At 69.2% G+C, this 17,343-nt stretch carries 13 protein-coding genes; 11 read left to right on the top strand and 2 right to left on the bottom strand.

Features of this window, described 5'->3' with window-relative positions:
* Positions 1-35 precede the first annotated feature (35 nt).
* The 9 genes from nuoE to nuoN are packed head-to-tail and all read left to right on the top strand — an operon-like array spanning position 36 to position 12,685.
* Complete coding sequence (gene nuoE, locus FEK34_RS17095; protein ID WP_138448796.1) at positions 36-749, top strand: NADH-quinone oxidoreductase subunit NuoE; 714 nt, start codon at positions 36-38, stop codon at positions 747-749.
* Positions 746-2,074, top strand: a complete 1,329-nt coding sequence (gene nuoF, locus FEK34_RS17090; RefSeq protein ID WP_138448795.1) for an NADH-quinone oxidoreductase subunit NuoF — start codon at positions 746-748, stop codon at positions 2,072-2,074. Before nuoE ends, nuoF begins: the two co-directional genes overlap by 4 nt.
* Positions 2,071-4,563: an NADH-quinone oxidoreductase subunit G gene (locus tag FEK34_RS17085; protein WP_138448794.1), complete on the top strand. Its 2,493-nt coding sequence runs from the start codon at positions 2,071-2,073 to the stop codon at positions 4,561-4,563. The genes nuoF and FEK34_RS17085 overlap by 4 nt, the downstream gene beginning before the upstream one ends.
* Positions 4,556-6,409 (top strand): NADH-quinone oxidoreductase subunit NuoH, encoded by a 1,854-nt coding sequence (gene nuoH, locus FEK34_RS17080; RefSeq protein ID WP_138448793.1) that lies wholly within the window; start codon positions 4,556-4,558, stop codon positions 6,407-6,409. Before FEK34_RS17085 ends, nuoH begins: the two co-directional genes overlap by 8 nt.
* Positions 6,406-7,272 (top strand): NADH-quinone oxidoreductase subunit J, encoded by an 867-nt coding sequence (locus tag FEK34_RS17075; protein WP_138448792.1) that lies wholly within the window; start codon positions 6,406-6,408, stop codon positions 7,270-7,272. Before nuoH ends, FEK34_RS17075 begins: the two co-directional genes overlap by 4 nt.
* On the top strand, positions 7,269-7,568 hold the full coding sequence (gene nuoK, locus FEK34_RS17070) for an NADH-quinone oxidoreductase subunit NuoK (RefSeq protein ID WP_036536861.1): 300 nt from the start codon (positions 7,269-7,271) through the stop codon (positions 7,566-7,568). The genes FEK34_RS17075 and nuoK overlap by 4 nt, the downstream gene beginning before the upstream one ends.
* A gap of 1 nt (position 7,569) precedes the next feature.
* On the top strand, positions 7,570-9,456 hold the full coding sequence (nuoL, locus tag FEK34_RS17065; RefSeq protein WP_138448791.1) for an NADH-quinone oxidoreductase subunit L: 1,887 nt from the start codon (positions 7,570-7,572) through the stop codon (positions 9,454-9,456).
* Positions 9,453-11,075, top strand: coding sequence for an NADH-quinone oxidoreductase subunit M (locus tag FEK34_RS17060; RefSeq protein ID WP_138448790.1), 1,623 nt, complete (start codon positions 9,453-9,455; stop codon positions 11,073-11,075). The genes nuoL and FEK34_RS17060 overlap by 4 nt, the downstream gene beginning before the upstream one ends.
* Positions 11,072-12,685 (top strand): NADH-quinone oxidoreductase subunit NuoN, encoded by a 1,614-nt coding sequence (nuoN, locus tag FEK34_RS17055; protein WP_138448789.1) that lies wholly within the window; start codon positions 11,072-11,074, stop codon positions 12,683-12,685. Before FEK34_RS17060 ends, nuoN begins: the two co-directional genes overlap by 4 nt.
* Positions 12,686-12,743: 58 nt before the next feature.
* On the opposite strand, the gene FEK34_RS17050 is transcribed toward nuoN, so the two are convergent.
* Complete coding sequence (locus FEK34_RS17050; protein ID WP_138448788.1) at positions 12,744-13,763, bottom strand: bile acid:sodium symporter family protein; 1,020 nt, start codon at positions 13,761-13,763, stop codon at positions 12,744-12,746.
* An 89-nt stretch (positions 13,764-13,852) separates the two neighbouring features.
* Between FEK34_RS17050 and FEK34_RS17045 the strand changes: the two genes are divergently transcribed.
* Both FEK34_RS17045 and FEK34_RS17040 read left to right on the top strand, forming a co-directional pair.
* The gene (locus tag FEK34_RS17045) at positions 13,853-14,713 is read left to right on the top strand and encodes a LysR family transcriptional regulator (protein ID WP_138448787.1); all 861 of its coding nucleotides are present in this window, start codon (positions 13,853-13,855) and stop codon (positions 14,711-14,713) included.
* A 58-nt stretch (positions 14,714-14,771) separates the two neighbouring features.
* The gene (locus tag FEK34_RS17040) at positions 14,772-15,533 is read left to right on the top strand and encodes an SDR family NAD(P)-dependent oxidoreductase (protein WP_138448786.1); all 762 of its coding nucleotides are present in this window, start codon (positions 14,772-14,774) and stop codon (positions 15,531-15,533) included.
* A gap of 196 nt (positions 15,534-15,729) precedes the next feature.
* Here FEK34_RS17040 and FEK34_RS17035 read toward each other — a convergent pair whose 3' ends face one another.
* Positions 15,730-17,214, bottom strand: coding sequence for a DUF4153 domain-containing protein (locus FEK34_RS17035; RefSeq protein ID WP_249359311.1), 1,485 nt, complete (start codon positions 17,212-17,214; stop codon positions 15,730-15,732).
* Positions 17,215-17,343 lie beyond the last annotated feature (129 nt).

Here is a 17,343-nt window from a genome sequence, read left to right as displayed (position 1 = left end):
CTCCGGCCGCAGGCACCGGCTGCGAAGGAGGCCCGATGACCGAGATCCTGTTGCGGCTGACCACCAAGCCCGCGCCCTACCCGGCCGAGGTGCACGCGCGGCTGGCCGCCGACGCGGCGCAGATCATCGCGCGCTATCCGCATCCGCGTTCGGCGCTGCTGCCGCTGCTGCATCTGGTGCAGTCCGAGGAGGGCCACGTCTCCGGGACCGGCATCGAATTCTGTGCCGAGCAACTGGGTTTGACCGCGGCCGAGGTCACCGCGGTGGCGACGTTCTATTCGATGTACCGGCGCACCCCGACCGGCGATTATCACGTGGGCGTGTGCACCAACACCCTGTGCGCGGTGATGGGCGGCGACGCCATCCTGGCCGCGCTGCGCGAACACCTCGGGATCGCGCACGGTGAGACCACCGACGACGGCGCCATCACCCTCGAACACATCGAATGCAACGCCGCCTGCGATTTCGCGCCGGTGATCATGGTGAACTGGGAGTTCTTCGACAACCAGACCCCGGAGTCGGCGCGCGCGCTGGTGGATTCGCTGCGGTCGGGCGCGCAGGTCACCCCGACTCGCGGGGCGCCGCTGTGCACCTTCCGGGAAACCGCCCGCATCCTCGCCGGCTTCCCCGATGAGCGTCCCGGCGTCCTGGACGGCATTCCCGGCCCGGCCACCCTGGCCGGACTGCACACCGCACGCGAGCAAGGCATGCAAGCCCCCGCCGTGCATCCGGAGGGTGGGCAGCAGTGACACTCACCCCGGTACTCACCCGCCATTGGGAAGATCCGCATTCGTGGACCCTGGACACCTACCGCAGCCATGACGGCTATCAGGCGCTGCGCATCGCGCTCGGGATGTCACCCGATCAGGTCATCAGCACCGTCAAGGACGCAGGCCTGCGCGGGCGCGGCGGCGCGGGCTTCCCCACCGGCATGAAGTGGAGTTTCATCCCGCAGGGCCCCGAACCCGACGGCACGATGAAACCGCATTATCTGGTCGTCAACGCCGACGAGTCCGAACCGGGCACCTGCAAAGACATTCCGCTGATGCTCGCCACTCCGCACGCGCTGATCGAGGGCGTCATCATCGCCGCCTACGCCATCCGCGCCGGGCACGCCTTCATCTATGTGCGTGGCGAAGTGGTTCCGGTGCTGCGCAGGTTGCAGGCCGCGGTCGCCGAAGCCTACGCGGCCGGGTTGCTCGGCCGCGACATCCTCGGCTCCGGTTACGACCTGGAGCTCATCGTGCACGCCGGGGCCGGCGCCTACATCTGCGGTGAGGAGACCGCGCTGCTCGACTCGCTCGAGGGCAGGCGCGGCCAGCCGCGGTTGCGTCCGCCGTTCCCGGCCGTCGCCGGGCTGTACGCCTGCCCGACCGTGGTCAACAATGTCGAATCCATCGCCAGCGTCCCGCCGATCATCCGCAACGGGATCGCCTGGTTCCGGTCCATGGGCAGCGAGAAATCGCCCGGGTTCACGCTGTATTCGCTGTCGGGGCATGTGACCAGGCCCGGCCAGTACGAAGCGCCGCTCGGAGTGACTTTGCGCGAGCTGCTCGGTTACGCGGGGGGCGTGCGGGCCGGGCACGAGCTGAAGTTCTGGACGCCCGGCGGCTCGTCGACTCCGCTGTTCACCGCCGAGCATCTGGACGTCCCCCTCGACTACGAGAACGTCGCCGCGGCCGGATCGATGCTCGGCACCAAGGCCTTGCAGATCTTCGACGACACCACCTGCGTGGTGCGTGCGGTGCTGCGCTGGACCGAGTTCTACGCCCACGAATCCTGCGGCAAATGCACACCCTGCCGTGAAGGCACCTATTGGCTGGTGCAGCTGCTCACCCGGCTGGAGGCAGGCCGGGGCACCGCGGCCGATCTGGACAAGCTGCTCGACATCTGCGACAGCATCAACGGCAAATCCTTCTGCGCGCTCGGCGACGGCGCGGCCAGCCCGATCGTGTCCTCGCTGACCTACTTCCGCGACGAATACGCCGAGCATCTGCGCCGCGGCGGCTGCCCGTTCGATCCGGCGCGCAGCACCGCCTGGGCCGACAGCGATACCCGAGAGGTGATCCGATGACCGCGACCGTGCGCACCGACACCAGCGACATGGTGCCCGCCGACCTCGTCAGCGTCACCATCGACGGCACCACCGTCAGCGTGCCCGCGGGCACCCTGCTCATCCGCGCCGCCGAACTGATCGGCATCCAGATCCCCCGCTTCTGCGACCATCCGCTGCTCGAGCCGGTCGGCGCCTGCCGTCAATGCCTGGTGGAGGTCGACGGACAGCGCAAACCGGTGGCATCGTGCACCATGGCCGTGTCCGACGGCATGGTCGCCCACACCCAGCTCAGCTCGACCGCGGCGGAGAAGGCGCAGCGCGGAGTGATGGAGCTGCTGCTGATCAATCATCCGCTGGACTGCCCCGTCTGCGACAAGGGCGGTGAATGCCCGCTGCAGAACCAGGCCATGTCCACCGGCTCGGCCGAATCGCGCTTCGACGGGGTGAAACGCACCTTTCCCAAACCGATTCCGCTGTCCACGGCGGTGCTGCTGGACCGGGAGCGGTGCGTGCTGTGCGCCCGATGCACCCGCTTCTCCCAGCAGATCGCCGGCGATCCGTTCATCGAGCTGCTCGACCGCGGCGCCCTGCAACAGGTGGGCACCGCACAGGCCGAACCACTCGACTCCTATTTCTCCGGCAACACCGTGCAGATCTGCCCGGTCGGCGCGCTCACCGGCACCAGCTACCGGTTCCGGGCCCGGCCGTTCGACCTGGTGTCGAGCCCGAATGTCTGCGAGCACTGTGCCTCCGGCTGCGCCCAGCGCACCGATCACCGGCGCGGCAAGGTGCTGCGCCGCCTCGCTGGTGACGACCCGCAGGTCAACGAGGAATGGAACTGTGACAAGGGCCGGTGGGCTTTCGCGTACGCCACCGAACCGGATCGGCTGACCACCCCGCTGGTGCGCGGGCCCGACGGCGAGCTCGCGCCCGCGTCGTGGTCGCATGCGCTGGCCGTGGCCGCGCGCGGATTGGCCGCGGCGATATCGAACACCGGTGTCCTGGTGGGCGGCCGGGTCACCATGGAAGACGCTTACGCCTACGCCAAGTTCGCGCGCCTGGTGCTCGGTACCAACGACATCGACCTGCGTGCCCGCGTCCATTCGGCCGAGGAAGCCGATTTCCTCGCCGCGCGCGTCGCCGGGCAGGGCCTGACCGTCGGTTACGACGATCTCGAAGCCGCGCCGGTGGTGCTGCTGGCCGGTGTCGAACCGGAGGAAGAATCGCCCATCGTCTATCTGCGATTGCGTAAGGCCGCCCGCAAGCGCGGCCTGCCGGTCTATTCGATGGCGGCCTATGCCTCCCGCGGGGTGCAGCGGATGTCGGCGACCCTATTGCCGACCGTCCCCGGCGCCGAACCGAACCTGTTCGAGGCGATCCGCACCGGCGGTGCGCAGGCCCGCGAAAGCACCGGTGCCACTGTCGATTCCATCCGGCTGGCCGAACTCGCGCAGCTGCTGCGGCAGCCGGGCGCGGTCATCATGGTGGGTGAGCGGCTGGCCGGAATCCCCGGTGCGTTGTCGGCCGCCGTGCGCCTGGCCGACGACACCGGCGCCGCACTGGCCTGGGTGCCGCGGCGGGCCGGTGAGCGCGGGGCGATCGAGGCCGGCGCGCTGCCGGGGCTGCTGCCCGGCGGCCGTCCGGTGTGCGATCCCGAGGCCAGACGTCAGATGCACGATGTCTGGGGTGGTGAGATTCCGGTCGCCGCCGGCCGTGATACGGCCGGAATCCTGGATGCGGCAGCCGGACTCGCGCTCGTCGTCGGTGGGGTCGAGATCGCCGATCTGCCGGACCCGAAGGCCGCGCTCGCCGCGCTGCGGGCCGCCCCGTTCGTGGTGAGTCTGGAACTGCGCCGCAGCGAGGTCACCGACTGCGCCGATGTGGTGTTCCCCGTGGCCTCGGCCATGGAGAAGGCGGGCACCTTCCTGAATTGGGAGGGCAGGCCGCGCGCGTTCGAGGCCGCGCTCGGTGAGTCCACGGTGCGGCGCACCTCGGCGCCGCTGTCGGATCTGCGGGTGCTGCACACCCTGGCCGCCGAGATGGGTACACCGCTCGGGTTACCCGACGTCGCGACCGCCCGAGCCGAACTCGCCGGACTCGGCGCCTGGAATGGCGCCCCGGCCCCGGCACCGGCGCACCTGCCGCATCCGGTGACCCGCCCCGGCCCCGGCACCGCGGTGCTGGCCGGCTGGCGGATGCTGCTGGACGCCGGACGCATGCAGGACGGTGAACCGAACTTGGCAGGCACCGCGCACCCCGCGGTGCTGCGGCTTTCGCCCGCCACCGCCGCCGAAATCGGTGCCGAGAACGGCGAACCGGTCACCGTCGCCACCGAACACGGTGCGCTCACCCTGCCCCTGGTGGTCACCGACATGCCCGACCGGGTGGTGTGGGTGCCGCTCAACGCACCCGGTCACCCGGTGTACACCGCGTTGGCGACCCACCCGGGCGGCGTCGTCCAGTTGCGGCGGGCCGGGCTGGAAATGGAGGTCGAAGGCCATGAATGAGCTGTCCGGTCCGGTGGTGCTCGCCCAAGCCGCGGACGGGCCCGCGGGCTTCGGCACCGACCCGCTGTGGCTGGTGCTGCTGAAGGCCGTCGCCGTCTTCGTGTTCCTGCTGCTCACGCCGATGATCGCGGTACTGGCCGAACGCAAGATCGTGGCCCGCATGCAGATGCGCATCGGCCCCAACCGCACCGGCCCGTTCGGCAGTCTGCAATCGATTGCCGACGGGGTGAAGATGGCCCTGAAGGAAGACATCGTCCCGGCCATCGTCGACAAACCGATCTACATCCTGGCGCCGGTGCTCGCCGCCATCCCGGCGTTCATGGCCTTCGCGGTCATCCCGTTCGGGCCGCAGGTGTCGATCTTCGGGCACACCACGCCGCTGCAATTGACCGATCTGCCGGTCGGTGTGCTCTACATCCTGGCCATCACCTCCATCGGCGTCTACGGGATCGTGCTGGCCGGTTGGGCCTCGGGTTCGACGTATCCGCTGCTGGGTGGGTTGCGCTCGACTGCGCAGGTCATCTCCTACGAGATCGCCATGGCGCTGTGCTTCGCCGCGGTGTTCCTGCTCGGCGGCACCATGGCCACCTCCGGCATCGTGGCCGCCCAGCACGGCACCTGGTACGCCTTCTTGTTGCTGCCGTCGTTTCTGATCTATTGCGTGTCCATGGTCGGCGAGACCAACCGGGCACCGTTCGATCTGCCCGAAGCCGAGGGCGAGCTGGTCGGCGGCTTCCACACCGAGTACTCCTCGCTCAAGTTCGCCATGTTCATGCTCGCCGAATACATCAATATGGCGACGGTGTCGGCGCTGGCCACCACCCTGTTCCTGGGTGGCTGGGCCGCGCCGTGGCCGCTGAACATGTGGTCGGGCGCGAACTCGGGCTGGTGGCCGCTGCTGTGGTTCACGCTCAAGGTGTGGACGTTCCTGTTCGTGTTCATCTGGCTGCGCGGCACACTGCCCCGGCTGCGCTACGACCAGTTCATGAACCTCGGCTGGAAGCTGCTGATCCCGGTCTCGCTGCTGTGGGTGATGGTGGTGGCCACCGCGCGGGTCCTGGAACTCGAGGGCTACCACGTGCAGACGCCGATTCTCGTCATCGGCGGGCTGCTGGTATGTGGGCTGATGGTCGGGCTGTTCCTGCGGGCGGGCCGTGCGCCGGGGGCACCACCCGAGGTCGAGGAACCGGTGCCTGCCCAGGACCGTTCCACCAGTGGCACCGGCGTTTTCCTCGGCTTCCCGACACCGCCCTTGCCGGAGCGGCCCTCCCATACCGTGCCCGAGGGTGGCCTGTTCGAACCGCTGGCCGGTTTCGCCGTCACCGCGGCCACCATGTTCAAAAAGCCCAACACCGAGTTCTATCCGGAACAGAAGGTGCCGACCGCCGCCCGCTATCACGGCCGTCATCAGCTCAACCGGTACGCCGACGGACTCGAGAAGTGCATCGGCTGCGAGTTGTGCGCGTGGGCCTGCCCGGCCGACGCCATCTACGTCGAAGGCGCCGACAACACCGAGACCGAGCGCTACTCCCCCGGTGAACGCTACGGCCGCGTCTATCAGATCAATTACCTGCGCTGCATCGGCTGCGGCCTGTGCATCGAGGCCTGCCCGACGCGCGCGCTGACGATGACCAACGACTACGAACTGACCGACGACAACCGCGCCGACCTGATCTATGAGAAGGACCGGCTGCTCGCCCCGCTGGAACCGGGCATGACCGCACCGCCGCACGACATGCGCCCCGGTACCACGGTGGCCGACTACTACACCGGTGCCATCGACGGCACCGAACCGGAACGCTCCCCCGCGGCGGCGGGCACCGGCGCGGACGGAGGCACTCGATGACCGTCATGACCCACCTCGCGGCGGCGGCGCCGCTGGCCGCGGAACCGATCACCCGCACCGGCACCGGCGAAGCGGTACAGTTCTGGATCCTCGCACCGCTGGCGGTGATCGGCGCGCTCGGCATGGTCTTCGCCGCCAAAGCCGTGCATTCCGCGATCTGCCTGGCCGCCACCATGATCGCGCTCGCCGTGTTCTACATCGCGCAGGACGCGCTGTTCCTCGGTGTCGTGCAGATCGTGGTGTACACCGGCGCGGTGATGATGCTGTTCCTGTTCGTGCTCATGCTCGTCGGCGTGGATTCGGCCGAATCCCTGCGTGAGACTCTGCGCGGGCAGCGCATCGCGGCGGCGGTGGTCGGCCTCGGGTTCGGGTTGCTGTTCATCACGGGCATCTCGCACGGTGTGCGCAATTCCGGAATCGCCTTCCCCGCCACCGGATTCCCCGGCCGCGACGTCATCGGCGAGCTGGCCGAGTTGATCTTCGTCCGCTATGTGTGGGCCTTCGAACTCACCGGCGCGCTGCTGATCGCCGCCACCATCGGCGCCATGGTGCTGGCACATCGGGAGAAGTTCGGGCCGCAGCTCGGCCAGCGCGAGATGTCGCGGCGCCGCTTCCGCGATCCCGAACACGCCAGGCCCACACCGCTACCGACGCCAGGGGTGTACGCCAGGCACAACGCCGTCGACGTCCCCGCGCGCCTGCCCGACGGTTCGTTCGAAGAGCTGTCGGTGTCGACCATCCTGCGCCACCGCCGCACCCGGGCACTGACCGAGGCCGCCGTCATCTCCGTCGGCACCACGCCCGAACCGAGCGAACCGGTGCGCGGCGAGTCCCGCACCTCCGAGGAGAAAGGGAGCCGGTGAATCCCGAGAACTACCTGTTCCTGTCCGCGCTGCTGTTCACCATCGGCGCCGCCGGTGTGCTGCTGCGCCGCAACGCCATCGTGGTGTTCATGTGCATCGAGCTGATGCTCAATGCGGTGAATCTCGCCTTCGTCACCTTCGCCAGGATGCACGCCAACCTCGACGGTCAGGTCTTCGCGTTCTTCACCATGGTGGTCGCCGCCGCCGAAGTGGTGGTCGGCCTGGCGATCATCATGACCATCTTCCGCGCCCGCCGCTCGACCTCGGTCGACGACGCCAACCTGCTGAAGTTCTGACGTGGATACCGCAACGCTGTGGCTGCTGCCCGCCCTGCCCCTGGCCGGCGCCGTCATCCTGCTGCTCATGGGGCGCCGCGCCGACGCCTGGGGTCATCTGCTCGGCTGCCTGACCGCGCTGGCGTCCTTCGCGGTGGCGGTCGTCGCGTTCGCCGCCATGCTCGGGCGCGATGATGCCGCCCGCCCCATCGAACTGGATCTCTACCACTGGGTTCCGGTCACCGGGTTGAATATCGACCTCGGACTGCAACTCGACCAGCTGTCGATGTGCTTCGCCCTGCTGATCACCGGTGTCGGCTCGCTGATCCACATCTACTCGGTCGGCTATATGAGCCACGATCCGGCGCGCAGGCGGTTCTTCGCCTACCTCAACCTGTTCCTGGCGGCCATGCTCGTGCTGGTGCTGGCGAACAACTTCCTGGTGCTCTACCTCGGCTGGGAAGGCGTCGGCCTGGCGTCGTATCTGCTGATCGGGTTCTGGCAGGAGAAGCCCTCGGCGGCAACGGCGGCCAAGAAGGCGTTCGTGGTCAACCGGGTCGGCGATATGGGGCTGGCGCTGGCGATGTTCGTCATGTTCGCCACCTTCGGGTCCATCGGTTTCAGCGAGGTCTTCGGCGCCGCACCCGAGGCGAGCGAAGCCACGCTCACCGCGATCGGGCTGTTGTTGCTGCTGGCCGCCTGCGGCAAGTCGGCGCAGGTGCCGTTGCAGTCCTGGCTCGGTGACGCCATGGAGGGCCCGACTCCGGTGTCGGCACTCATCCACGCCGCCACCATGGTCACCGCCGGTGTGTACCTGATCGCCCGCGCCAACCCGGTCTTCGATCTCGCGCCCAACGCGCAACTGGCGGTGGTGCTCGTCGGTGCGGTGACGCTGCTGTTCGGTGCGATCATCGGCTGCGCCAAAGACGACATCAAGAAGGCGCTGGCCGCCTCGACCATGAGCCAGATCGGGTACATGGTGCTCGCGGTCGGCCTCGGGCCCGCGGGCTACGCCGTGGCGATCATGCACCTGCTGACCCACGGTTTCTTCAAGGCCGGGCTGTTCCTCGGCGCCGGATCGGTCATGCACGCCATGGACGACGAGACCGATATGCGCCGCTACGGCGGGCTGCGCACGCTGCTGCCGATCACCTACGTGACCTTCGGGCTGGGCTATCTGGCCATCATCGGCGTGCCGCCGTTCGCCGGGTTCTTCTCCAAGGACCGCATCATCGAGGCCGCCTTCGCCGAAGGTGGGGCCGCAGGCCTGGCACTCGGCGCGGTGACCCTGCTCGGCGCCGGGCTCACCGCCTTCTACATGACCCGCGTCATGTTGATGACGTTCTTCGGCGAACGCCGCTGGAAGCCCGACACCCATCCGCATGAGGCACCGGCGGTGATGACCGGTCCGATGATCCTGCTGGCGGTCGGGTCGGTGGCCTCCGGTGCGCTGCTGGTGTGGGGTTCGGCGTTGCAGAACTGGCTGGAGCCGGTGGTCGGTTCGCATCACGGCGAGCCCGCACTGCCGGTTCCGGTGATCACGGCGCTGGCGTTGCTGGTCGTCGCCGCCGGCGTCGGGGTCGCGTATCAGCAGTACGCGCGCCGTCCGATTCCGGAGACCGCACCGCAGCAGGTCTCCGCGCTCACCGTCGCCGCCCGCAAGGACCTCTACGGCGACGCGGTCAACGAGGCCGGACTGATGCGGCCGGGACAGCATCTGACTCGTTCGCTGGTCTTCGTCGACAACCGCGGCATCGATGGGCTGGTCAACAGCACCGCCGCGCTCATCGGCGGCCTGTCGGCCCGGATCCGGCGGGTGCAAACCGGTTTCGTGCGCTCGTATGCGCTGTCCATGTTCACCGGCGCGGCCCTGGTGGCCGCCGCCCTGCTGGCGGTGAGGATCTGGTGACTGATTTTCCCTGGTTGACCACGCTGTGGCTGCTGCCCGTCGCGGGTGCGGTGGTCGTGCTGCTCTTGCCCGCCGCGCAGCGGGTGCTCGCGCGCTGGGTGGCGCTCGGGTTCTCGGTGGCGGTGCTGGTGGTGGCCGTCCTGCTCGCCACCCGTTTCGAGCCCGGCGGTGAGCAGTTCCAGTTCGTCGAATCACACAGCTGGATACCGGCTTTCGGCGCCGGCTACACCCTCGGCGTCGACGGCATCGCGCTGGTGCTGGTGTTGCTCACCACCGCGCTGGTGCCGCTGCTCATCGTGGCGGGCTGGAACGACGAGCGCGAGGTCGGCAGCGGACGGCGGGTCGCGCACACCTATGTGGCGCTGACCCTGCTGGTCGAGGCCATGGTGCTGATGTCGTTCCTGGCCTTGGACATTCTGCTGTTCTACGTGTTCTTCGAGGCGATGCTGATCCCGATGTATTTCCTCATCGGCGGTTTCGGCCCGCGCACCGACGATGTGGCCGTGCGGGTGCGGCGCGCACGGGCGGCGGTGAAGTTCCTGCTCTACAACCTCCTCGGCGGGCTCATCATGCTGGCGGCGGTGATCGGGCTGTATGTGCTCACCGCACAGCAGGGCCTCGGCGAGGGGACGGCGGGCACCTTCGATTTCCGCACCGTGGTCGCGGCGGCGAACGCCGGTGAGCTGGGCGCCGATCCGGCCTTGCTCAATGCCCTGTTCCTCGGGTTCATGTTCGCCTTCGCGGTGAAGGCGCCGCTGTGGCCGCTGCACACCTGGCTGCCCGATGCCGCGGTCGCGGCGACGCCGTCGAGTGCGGTGCTGATGATGGCCGTGGTGGACAAGGTCGGCACGTTCGGCATGCTGCGCTACGGGCTGCTGCTGTTCCCCGACGCCACTCAGACCTACGCGCCGCTGCTGGTGACGCTGGCGGTGATCGCGATCATCTACGGCGCGCTGGTCGCGATCGGCCAGACCGATGTGATGCGGCTGATCGCCTACACCTCGATCTCGCATTTCGGGTTCATCATCCTCGGCATCTTCGCGCTGACCAGCCAGGCCCAGACCGGGGCGACGCTGTACATGGTCAACCACGGCATCTCCACCGCGGCCTTGTTCCTGATCGCGGGGTTCCTGGTGTCGCGGCGCGGTACGCGGCTCATCGCCGATTACGGCGGAGTGCAGAAGGTCGCGCCGGTGCTGGCCGGCACCTTCCTCATCGCGGGTCTGGCGACGTTGTCGCTGCCGGGGCTGGCGCCGTTCGTCAGCGAATTCCTGGTCCTGGTCGGCACGTTCAGCCGCTATCAGGTCGCGGCGATCGTCGCCACCGGTGCGCTGGTGCTGGCCGCGATCTACGTGCTGTGGGTGTACCAGCGGATGATGACCGGCCCGGTCACCGAGGGCAACGAACGGATCCGCGATCTGCTGCCGCGTGAGCTGGCGGTGGTGGCGCCGCTGATCGCCGCGCTGATCGTGCTCGGGGTCTATCCGAAACCGGTCACCGACTTCATCGATCCCGCGGTCACCCAGACCCTCACCACGGTCGGCATCTCCGACCCCGAACCGTCGGCCCCGGCGCAGACCGAGGCGGGCACAGCGACCACCGGAGGTGGGCACAAATGAGTGGTGACCTCGACGCCGGTCTCGTCCTCGCGGCGACCGTCCCCGCCCCGAGCATCGAATACGGCATGCTTTCGCCGATGCTGATCGTGTTCGGCGCGGCTGTGATCGGTGTGCTGGTCGAGGCCTTCGTGCCGCGACGGTTGCGCTACCCCACCCATATGACGCTGGCCCTGGCCGCGTTGATCGCCGCGCTGGTGGCGGTGATCGCGCTCGCGGGCACGCAGACCACAGCCGCGATCGGCGCCGTCGCCGTCGACGGGGTAACGCTGTTCCTGCAGGGCACGCTGCTGGTGGTGTCGATTCTCGGGGTGCTGTTCATCGGTCAACGCGCCACGCCGCGTTCGGGTCCTGGCACCTGGTCGCGTACGGCGGCACGCCCGGCGTTGCAGCTCGAGGCGTTCACCCCGCAAGCTTCGGCGGTGCCGGGCAGCGGTGCCGAAAAGGCCGCGGCCGCCGCGGGTGTGACGGCGACCGAGGTGTTTCCGCTGACGATGCTCGCGGTGGGCGGGCTGCTGCTGTTCCCGGCCTCGAACGATCTGCTGACCATGTTCGTCGCGCTCGAGGTGCTATCGCTGCCGCTGTATCTGCTGTGCGGGCTGGCCCGGCGCAAGCGGCTGCTCTCGCAGGAGGCGGCGCTGAAATACTTCCTGCTCGGCGCGTTCTCCTCGGCGTTCTTCCTCTACGGGGTCGCCCTGCTCTACGGCGCGACGGGCACCGTCCGGCTCGGCGGCATCGCCGACGGGATCGCCGCCGACTCCGGTGACGCCACCCTCGCCCTGCTGGGGGTGGCGATGCTAGCAGTGGGCTTGCTGTTCAAGATCGGTGCGGTGCCGTTCCAGTCCTGGATTCCCGACGTGTACCAGGGCGCCCCGACGCCGGTGACGGCGTTCATGGCCGCCGCCACCAAGATCGCCGCCGTCGGCGCGCTGCTGCGGGTGCTGCAGGTGGCGGTGCCGGGGCTGGCCGATGACTGGCGGCCGGTGCTCGGCGCAGTGGCCGTGGCGACCATGATCGTCGGTGCGGTCATGGCTATCACCCAGACCGATGTCAAACGGATGCTGGCCTATTCGTCGGTGGCGCATGCGGGTTTCCTGCTGACGGCTCTGGTGGCCGCCAACGACGCCGGGGTGTCGTCGGTGCTGTTCTATCTGCTCACCTACGGCCTGAGCACCCTCGGTGCGTTCGCCCTGGTGAGCCTGGTCCGCGACGCCTCCGGCGACGAAGCGACCTCGCTGGAGCGCTGGGCCGGGCTCGGCCGCCGATCCCCCTGGCTCGCCTCCGGTTTCGCACTCCTGTTGCTCTCCTTCGCCGGTCTGCCACTGACCAGCGGGTTCGTCGCGAAGTTCGCCGTCTTCCAGGCCGCGGCCGAGGGCGACGCCGGCTATCTGGTCATCGTCGGTGTGCTGGCCAGCGCCGTCGCCGCCTTCTTCTACATCCGGGTGATCGTGCTGATGTTCTTCACCGACCCACCCGCGGACCCGCCGGTGATCACCGCACCGAGGGTGACAGGCGGCGTCATCGCCGTCACCGTCGTCGTCACCGTCGTGCTGGGCATTCTCCCCCAGCCGCTGCTGGATCTCGCCTCGGACGCCGCGAATTTCGCCAGGTAGCAACCGGTTGCCGGGCACCCGCGCTACGGGTCGGATCGCCGGCGAGGCCCGCTGGGCGTCAGCCGGCAGCCCGCGCGGATACGGCCGGCGCGACCTCGGTCCGCTCGCGTTCCTCGGCCTGCCTGCCCAGCCGTTGTGCGATGACGGCGCAGGCGATCAGCTGCAACTGGTGGAACAGCATGAGCGGCAACACCATCAGGCCGACGTCGGTGCCGCCGAACAGCACCGCCGCCATCGGCAGGCCGGAGGCCAGGCTCTTCTTCGATCCGGCGAACAGGATGACGATCCGGTCCTCGCGCGGGAACCCGAACAGCCGGCCCGTGCCGGTCGCGATACCGGCCACCACAGCGAACAGCACCGCCGACACCGCGAGCAGCACGAGGATGTCGCCGACGCCGACCTTGCTCCAGATGTCCTCGCGCATACCGGCACTGAACGCCGCGTAGACCACCAGCAGGATGGATCCGCGGTCGACCAGTTTCACCGGCAGCGCGTGCCGGGTCAGCCACTGCCCGATCCACGGCCGCGCCAGCTGTCCGAGCAGGAACGGCACCAGCAGCTGCCCCACGATCGCCACCGCGGCGCCCGGGTCGATACGGGCCTCACCGGTCGTGTGCATCAACGCCACCACCAGCAGCGGCGTCAGGAACACCCCGAGCAGGTTGGAGAACGACGCGCTCACGATCGCCCCGCCGACATTGCCGCGTGCGATGGAGGTGAAGGCGATCGAGGATTGGACGGTCGAGGGCACCAGGCACAGGAACAGCACCCCGGCATAGAGCTGCTCGGACAACACTCCCGGCACCAGGACCCGCAGCGCCAGCCCGAGCAGCGGAAACACCACGAAGGTCGTCACGAGGATCACGGTGTGCAGGCGCCAGTGTTTGACGCCCTGCCAGGCTTGGGCGGGTGAGAGGCGGGCGCCGTAGATGAAGAACAGTGCGGCGATGGCGGCCTTGGTGGCCCAATCCAGCACCACCACCCCGGCGCCGGTGGCCGGAAGGATCGTCGCGACGCCGACCATCGCGAAGATCGCGAGGACGAAACCATCGATCGAGAACTTGCTGAGCAACCGCACCAGTAGCACGGTAGGCGGCCGCGATCCATCGGGGAATACGATAGCTGCTATATCAGCTATTACGATTCGCGATAGCGAGGTGTTCGGAAGTGTTCGATCCGGTTCTGCTGCGCAGTTTCGTCGCGGTCGAGCAGCACGGTGGTTTCACCGCGGCGGCGCGTCAGCTCGGGCTACGCCAGCCCACGGTCAGTGGGCACGTCGCGAAGCTGGAACGCGAACTCGGGCGCGAGCTGTTCCTGCGTGACACCCATTCGGTCACGCTCACCTCCGACGGTGCGGCCATGCTGGGCTTCGCGCGCGAAATCCTCGACGCGCAGAGCCGGGCGGCGCAGTATTTCGGCGGCGAGACCGTCACCGGCCGCATCCGCTTCGGCGTCTCCGAGGATCTGGTGGCCGAGACGCTGCCGGAGATCCTGCGCGAGTTCCGCCGCGACTATCCGCGCGTCGACCTGGACATGTCGGTCGGGCTCAGCGAGGAGGTGCACGCGCGGCTGCGCCGCAACCACCTCGATCTCGCGTTCGTCAAACGCAGGCCGGGCGAACAGCACGGCCGCTTGGTCTTCAGCGATCGGCTGGTGTGGGTGGGCCCGGCCGGCGCGCAGCCGCCCGTGCCCGGCGAACCGGTACCCGTGGTGACCTACCTGCCGCCCAGCCTGACCCGCGACGCCGCCTTGCGCACCCTCGATCGCGCCGGGCGTACCCATCACATCGCGTGCACGACCAAAGGCCAGCTCGGCCTGCGTGCCGCGGTGCTCGCCGGCCTCGGGTTCGCGGTGCACAGCGAGAGCCTGCTGCCCGCGGACCTCTATCCGGTGCACGGCCTGCCGAGCCCGGGGACCACCGAGTTCGTGCTGATCAGCACCGCGCGCCGGGCCGCCTCCGCACCCGAACGGGCATTGACCCGCGCCATCGTGGAGAACATCGACCGGTTGCGGTTCACCCGCCGCTGAGTGGGACCGCAGCCGGGTGTGAGTTGACGATGTAAAACATCGGTGTTTAGTTGTGTCGATGGGTGTCGAGAAAGTGGCTGTGGTCACCGGCGCCACGTCGGAGATCGGCGCGGCGCTGTGCCGGCGGCTGGTGACAGCGGGCGTCTGCGTGGTCGCCGCCGACGGCGACGCGGAGCGGCTGCGCCAGTTGTCGCGGGGCCTCGACGGCGCCGCCCGCTACACCCAGGTGGTCGATCTCGCCGACGACGACCGGGTCCGGCGCCTGCTCACCGGCACCGTCGCCGATCTGGGCCGCCTCGACTATCTGTTCAATACCGCCGATCTGCGCATCGACGGCGACGTCGGCGCGCTGCCGCTGAGCTGGTGGCACGACATGGTCGATGTGGACCTGTGGGGCATGGTGCACGGAACCCGGCACGGATACGCGTTGATGCGGGCGCAGGGGTTCGGTCATATCGTCAACACCGTGTCGGTGGCCGGGTTGCTGCCGACGGCCCGATCGGTGGCGTACGCGATGACTCAGCACGCGGTGGTCGGGCTGACCACGTCGCTGCGGGCCGAGGCGGCGGGCAGCGGCGTGCGGATCAGCGTCGCGGTTCCCGGTGCGACGCCCACGCCGTCCGCCCGGCAGCCGCGGAAGATGGTGCGGCGCAGGCCCGTCGACAGCCTCTCCCCGGACCGGGCGGCCTGCGCGATCATGCGTGGCATGCGCCGCAATCAGCAATACATCATCGTGCCGCGCTACAGCCGCGCCATGATCGCCGCCTACCGATGGTTCCCGAACCTGATGGGCGGGTTGCTCGCCCCGCGCGACAGGTGAGACCACGCCCGGCCGGTGTCCTCGGCGGCTGATTCCCCGCGCCGTGGCGCTGATCCGGCAGTCGGCGTGCCCGCATCCCAGACGACGCCCGAGCCGGGAATCATCGTGTGGGCAAGCCGCCCGCCTTCTGGGCTCGAGTCGCCGGAGTCTCCCGGGCGGCATGCTCGCTCGTACCGGACGCGTCGACCCGGCCCGATCATCGTGCCGTCGCTCGCGAGTAGTTCCAGCTGCGCCAGGTGTCGGCGGGCAGTCGGTCCCGGATCGGGTCGGCGATGACGGCGCGCAACTCGGCGGGCAGGCGGTCGGTGGCAGGCACGATATCGGCGGAGAGCCCACTGAGATAGCCGATGTCGAGGTCGTGTCCGTTCTGCCAGCGGTCGATGTTCTTGTCGGCGATGATGCGTTCCGGGTCCAGCATGGCCAGCGCCAGCAGCGTCACCATGGCGGTGCCGACGACCGCGCGCCCCAGCCGCCTATACCGCAACCGCAGCACCGCGACCAGCACCAGCAAATACACCGAGCCGATCCACAGCTCGCAGGTCAGCACCAGCAGACGCAGCACGGTGAAACCGTAGGCCTGCTGATAGGTCCACATCCGGGTCAGCGCCGACGCCACGATGATCAGCGACAGCACCGCCACCGCCGACAGCAGGACCCGCAACCACAGCCGATCCGGCCCCGAATCCTTTGCCGCCCAGCGCAAGACGATCGCCACGACGATCAAGGTGAGGATGGTGACGGTCGACAACTGCCAGAAGCCGCTGCGCGCGTACTCGGCGTAGGTGAGGCCGGCGGTGCGCTGCACATAGTCGTCGCCGCCGAACATGGCCACGAACTGGACCGCCACGAACACCGCGAACAACACCGTCAACGCGGCCACCGGCAGCGCCCATTCGGTGCGGCGCAGACGTCGTCCGGACTCCGGTGCGTCGCCCGACGCGCGCCGAGGCGGGCCGGCGATCACGTAGAGCGCACCGACCGTGCCGAGCGCCGCGATGACGAACATCAGGATCCACTGCGATACCGCGGCCGAATCGATGGCGGGCACGAGGCTTTCGACCATATGGGCGAAGGTCGCGTCCGCACTGCCGAGCAGCGGAACGAACACCGCGAGCAACAGCGCGGTCGCCGCCACTGACCCAGCCAGCCGCGTGCCCCGCTCGCGTCCCGGCCCCTGGATTCGCCGCGCACCCGCATACAGCCACGGCAGGCTCCGCCCCGCCTCGATGGGAACCGCGAACATGTCGTACCGCAGCCCGAACACCGACCGCGGCCCCACCGCCGCCAGCGACCCCGCGGCCGCCGCGGCCAGCACACATAACGTGAACAGCCATCCGGCCGCCCGCAACGCGCCGACCGCGAGCAACGCCGTCGCCAGCACCGTCCACCAGAGACGACCGGCCGGGAACCGCGCGGCTGGGTCATTGTCGGTGGCCGAGCCGCCGCTGCGGCGCGACCGGTGGACGACGGTCGCGACGGCCGCGACACCGACGCCGCCGGCCAGCAACCAGCCGACGCCGGGCCGATCCGTCGGGATCAACGTCGCAGCGCCGAGACCCGAAACAGCCGCAGCGGTAAGCAATCCCGACGGCTGGGCGACCTTCCGCCACCGCGGCGGCGGTTTCGGCGCGGCGGCCGGCGGCATCGGCGTCACCGGTGGACGGGCGCTCGGCAGTGTCACCGGCACTGCACCCGCCGGTGGTGGGAGGACCTGGGTGCTCGGGTCCGCCCACACCGCTGTCGACGTCGCGCCGGCGGTAGTCCCAGCTTCGGCCGCAGTCGACGCACCACCGGCCTTCGCCGATGATCC

The organism is Nocardia cyriacigeorgica, assembly GCF_005863245.1.
Classification (GTDB): Bacteria; Actinomycetota; Actinomycetes; order Mycobacteriales; family Mycobacteriaceae; genus Nocardia; species Nocardia cyriacigeorgica_C.
Note: the sequence above shows the minus strand (reverse complement) of the source record. Positions and strands in the feature narration are given on the sequence as shown.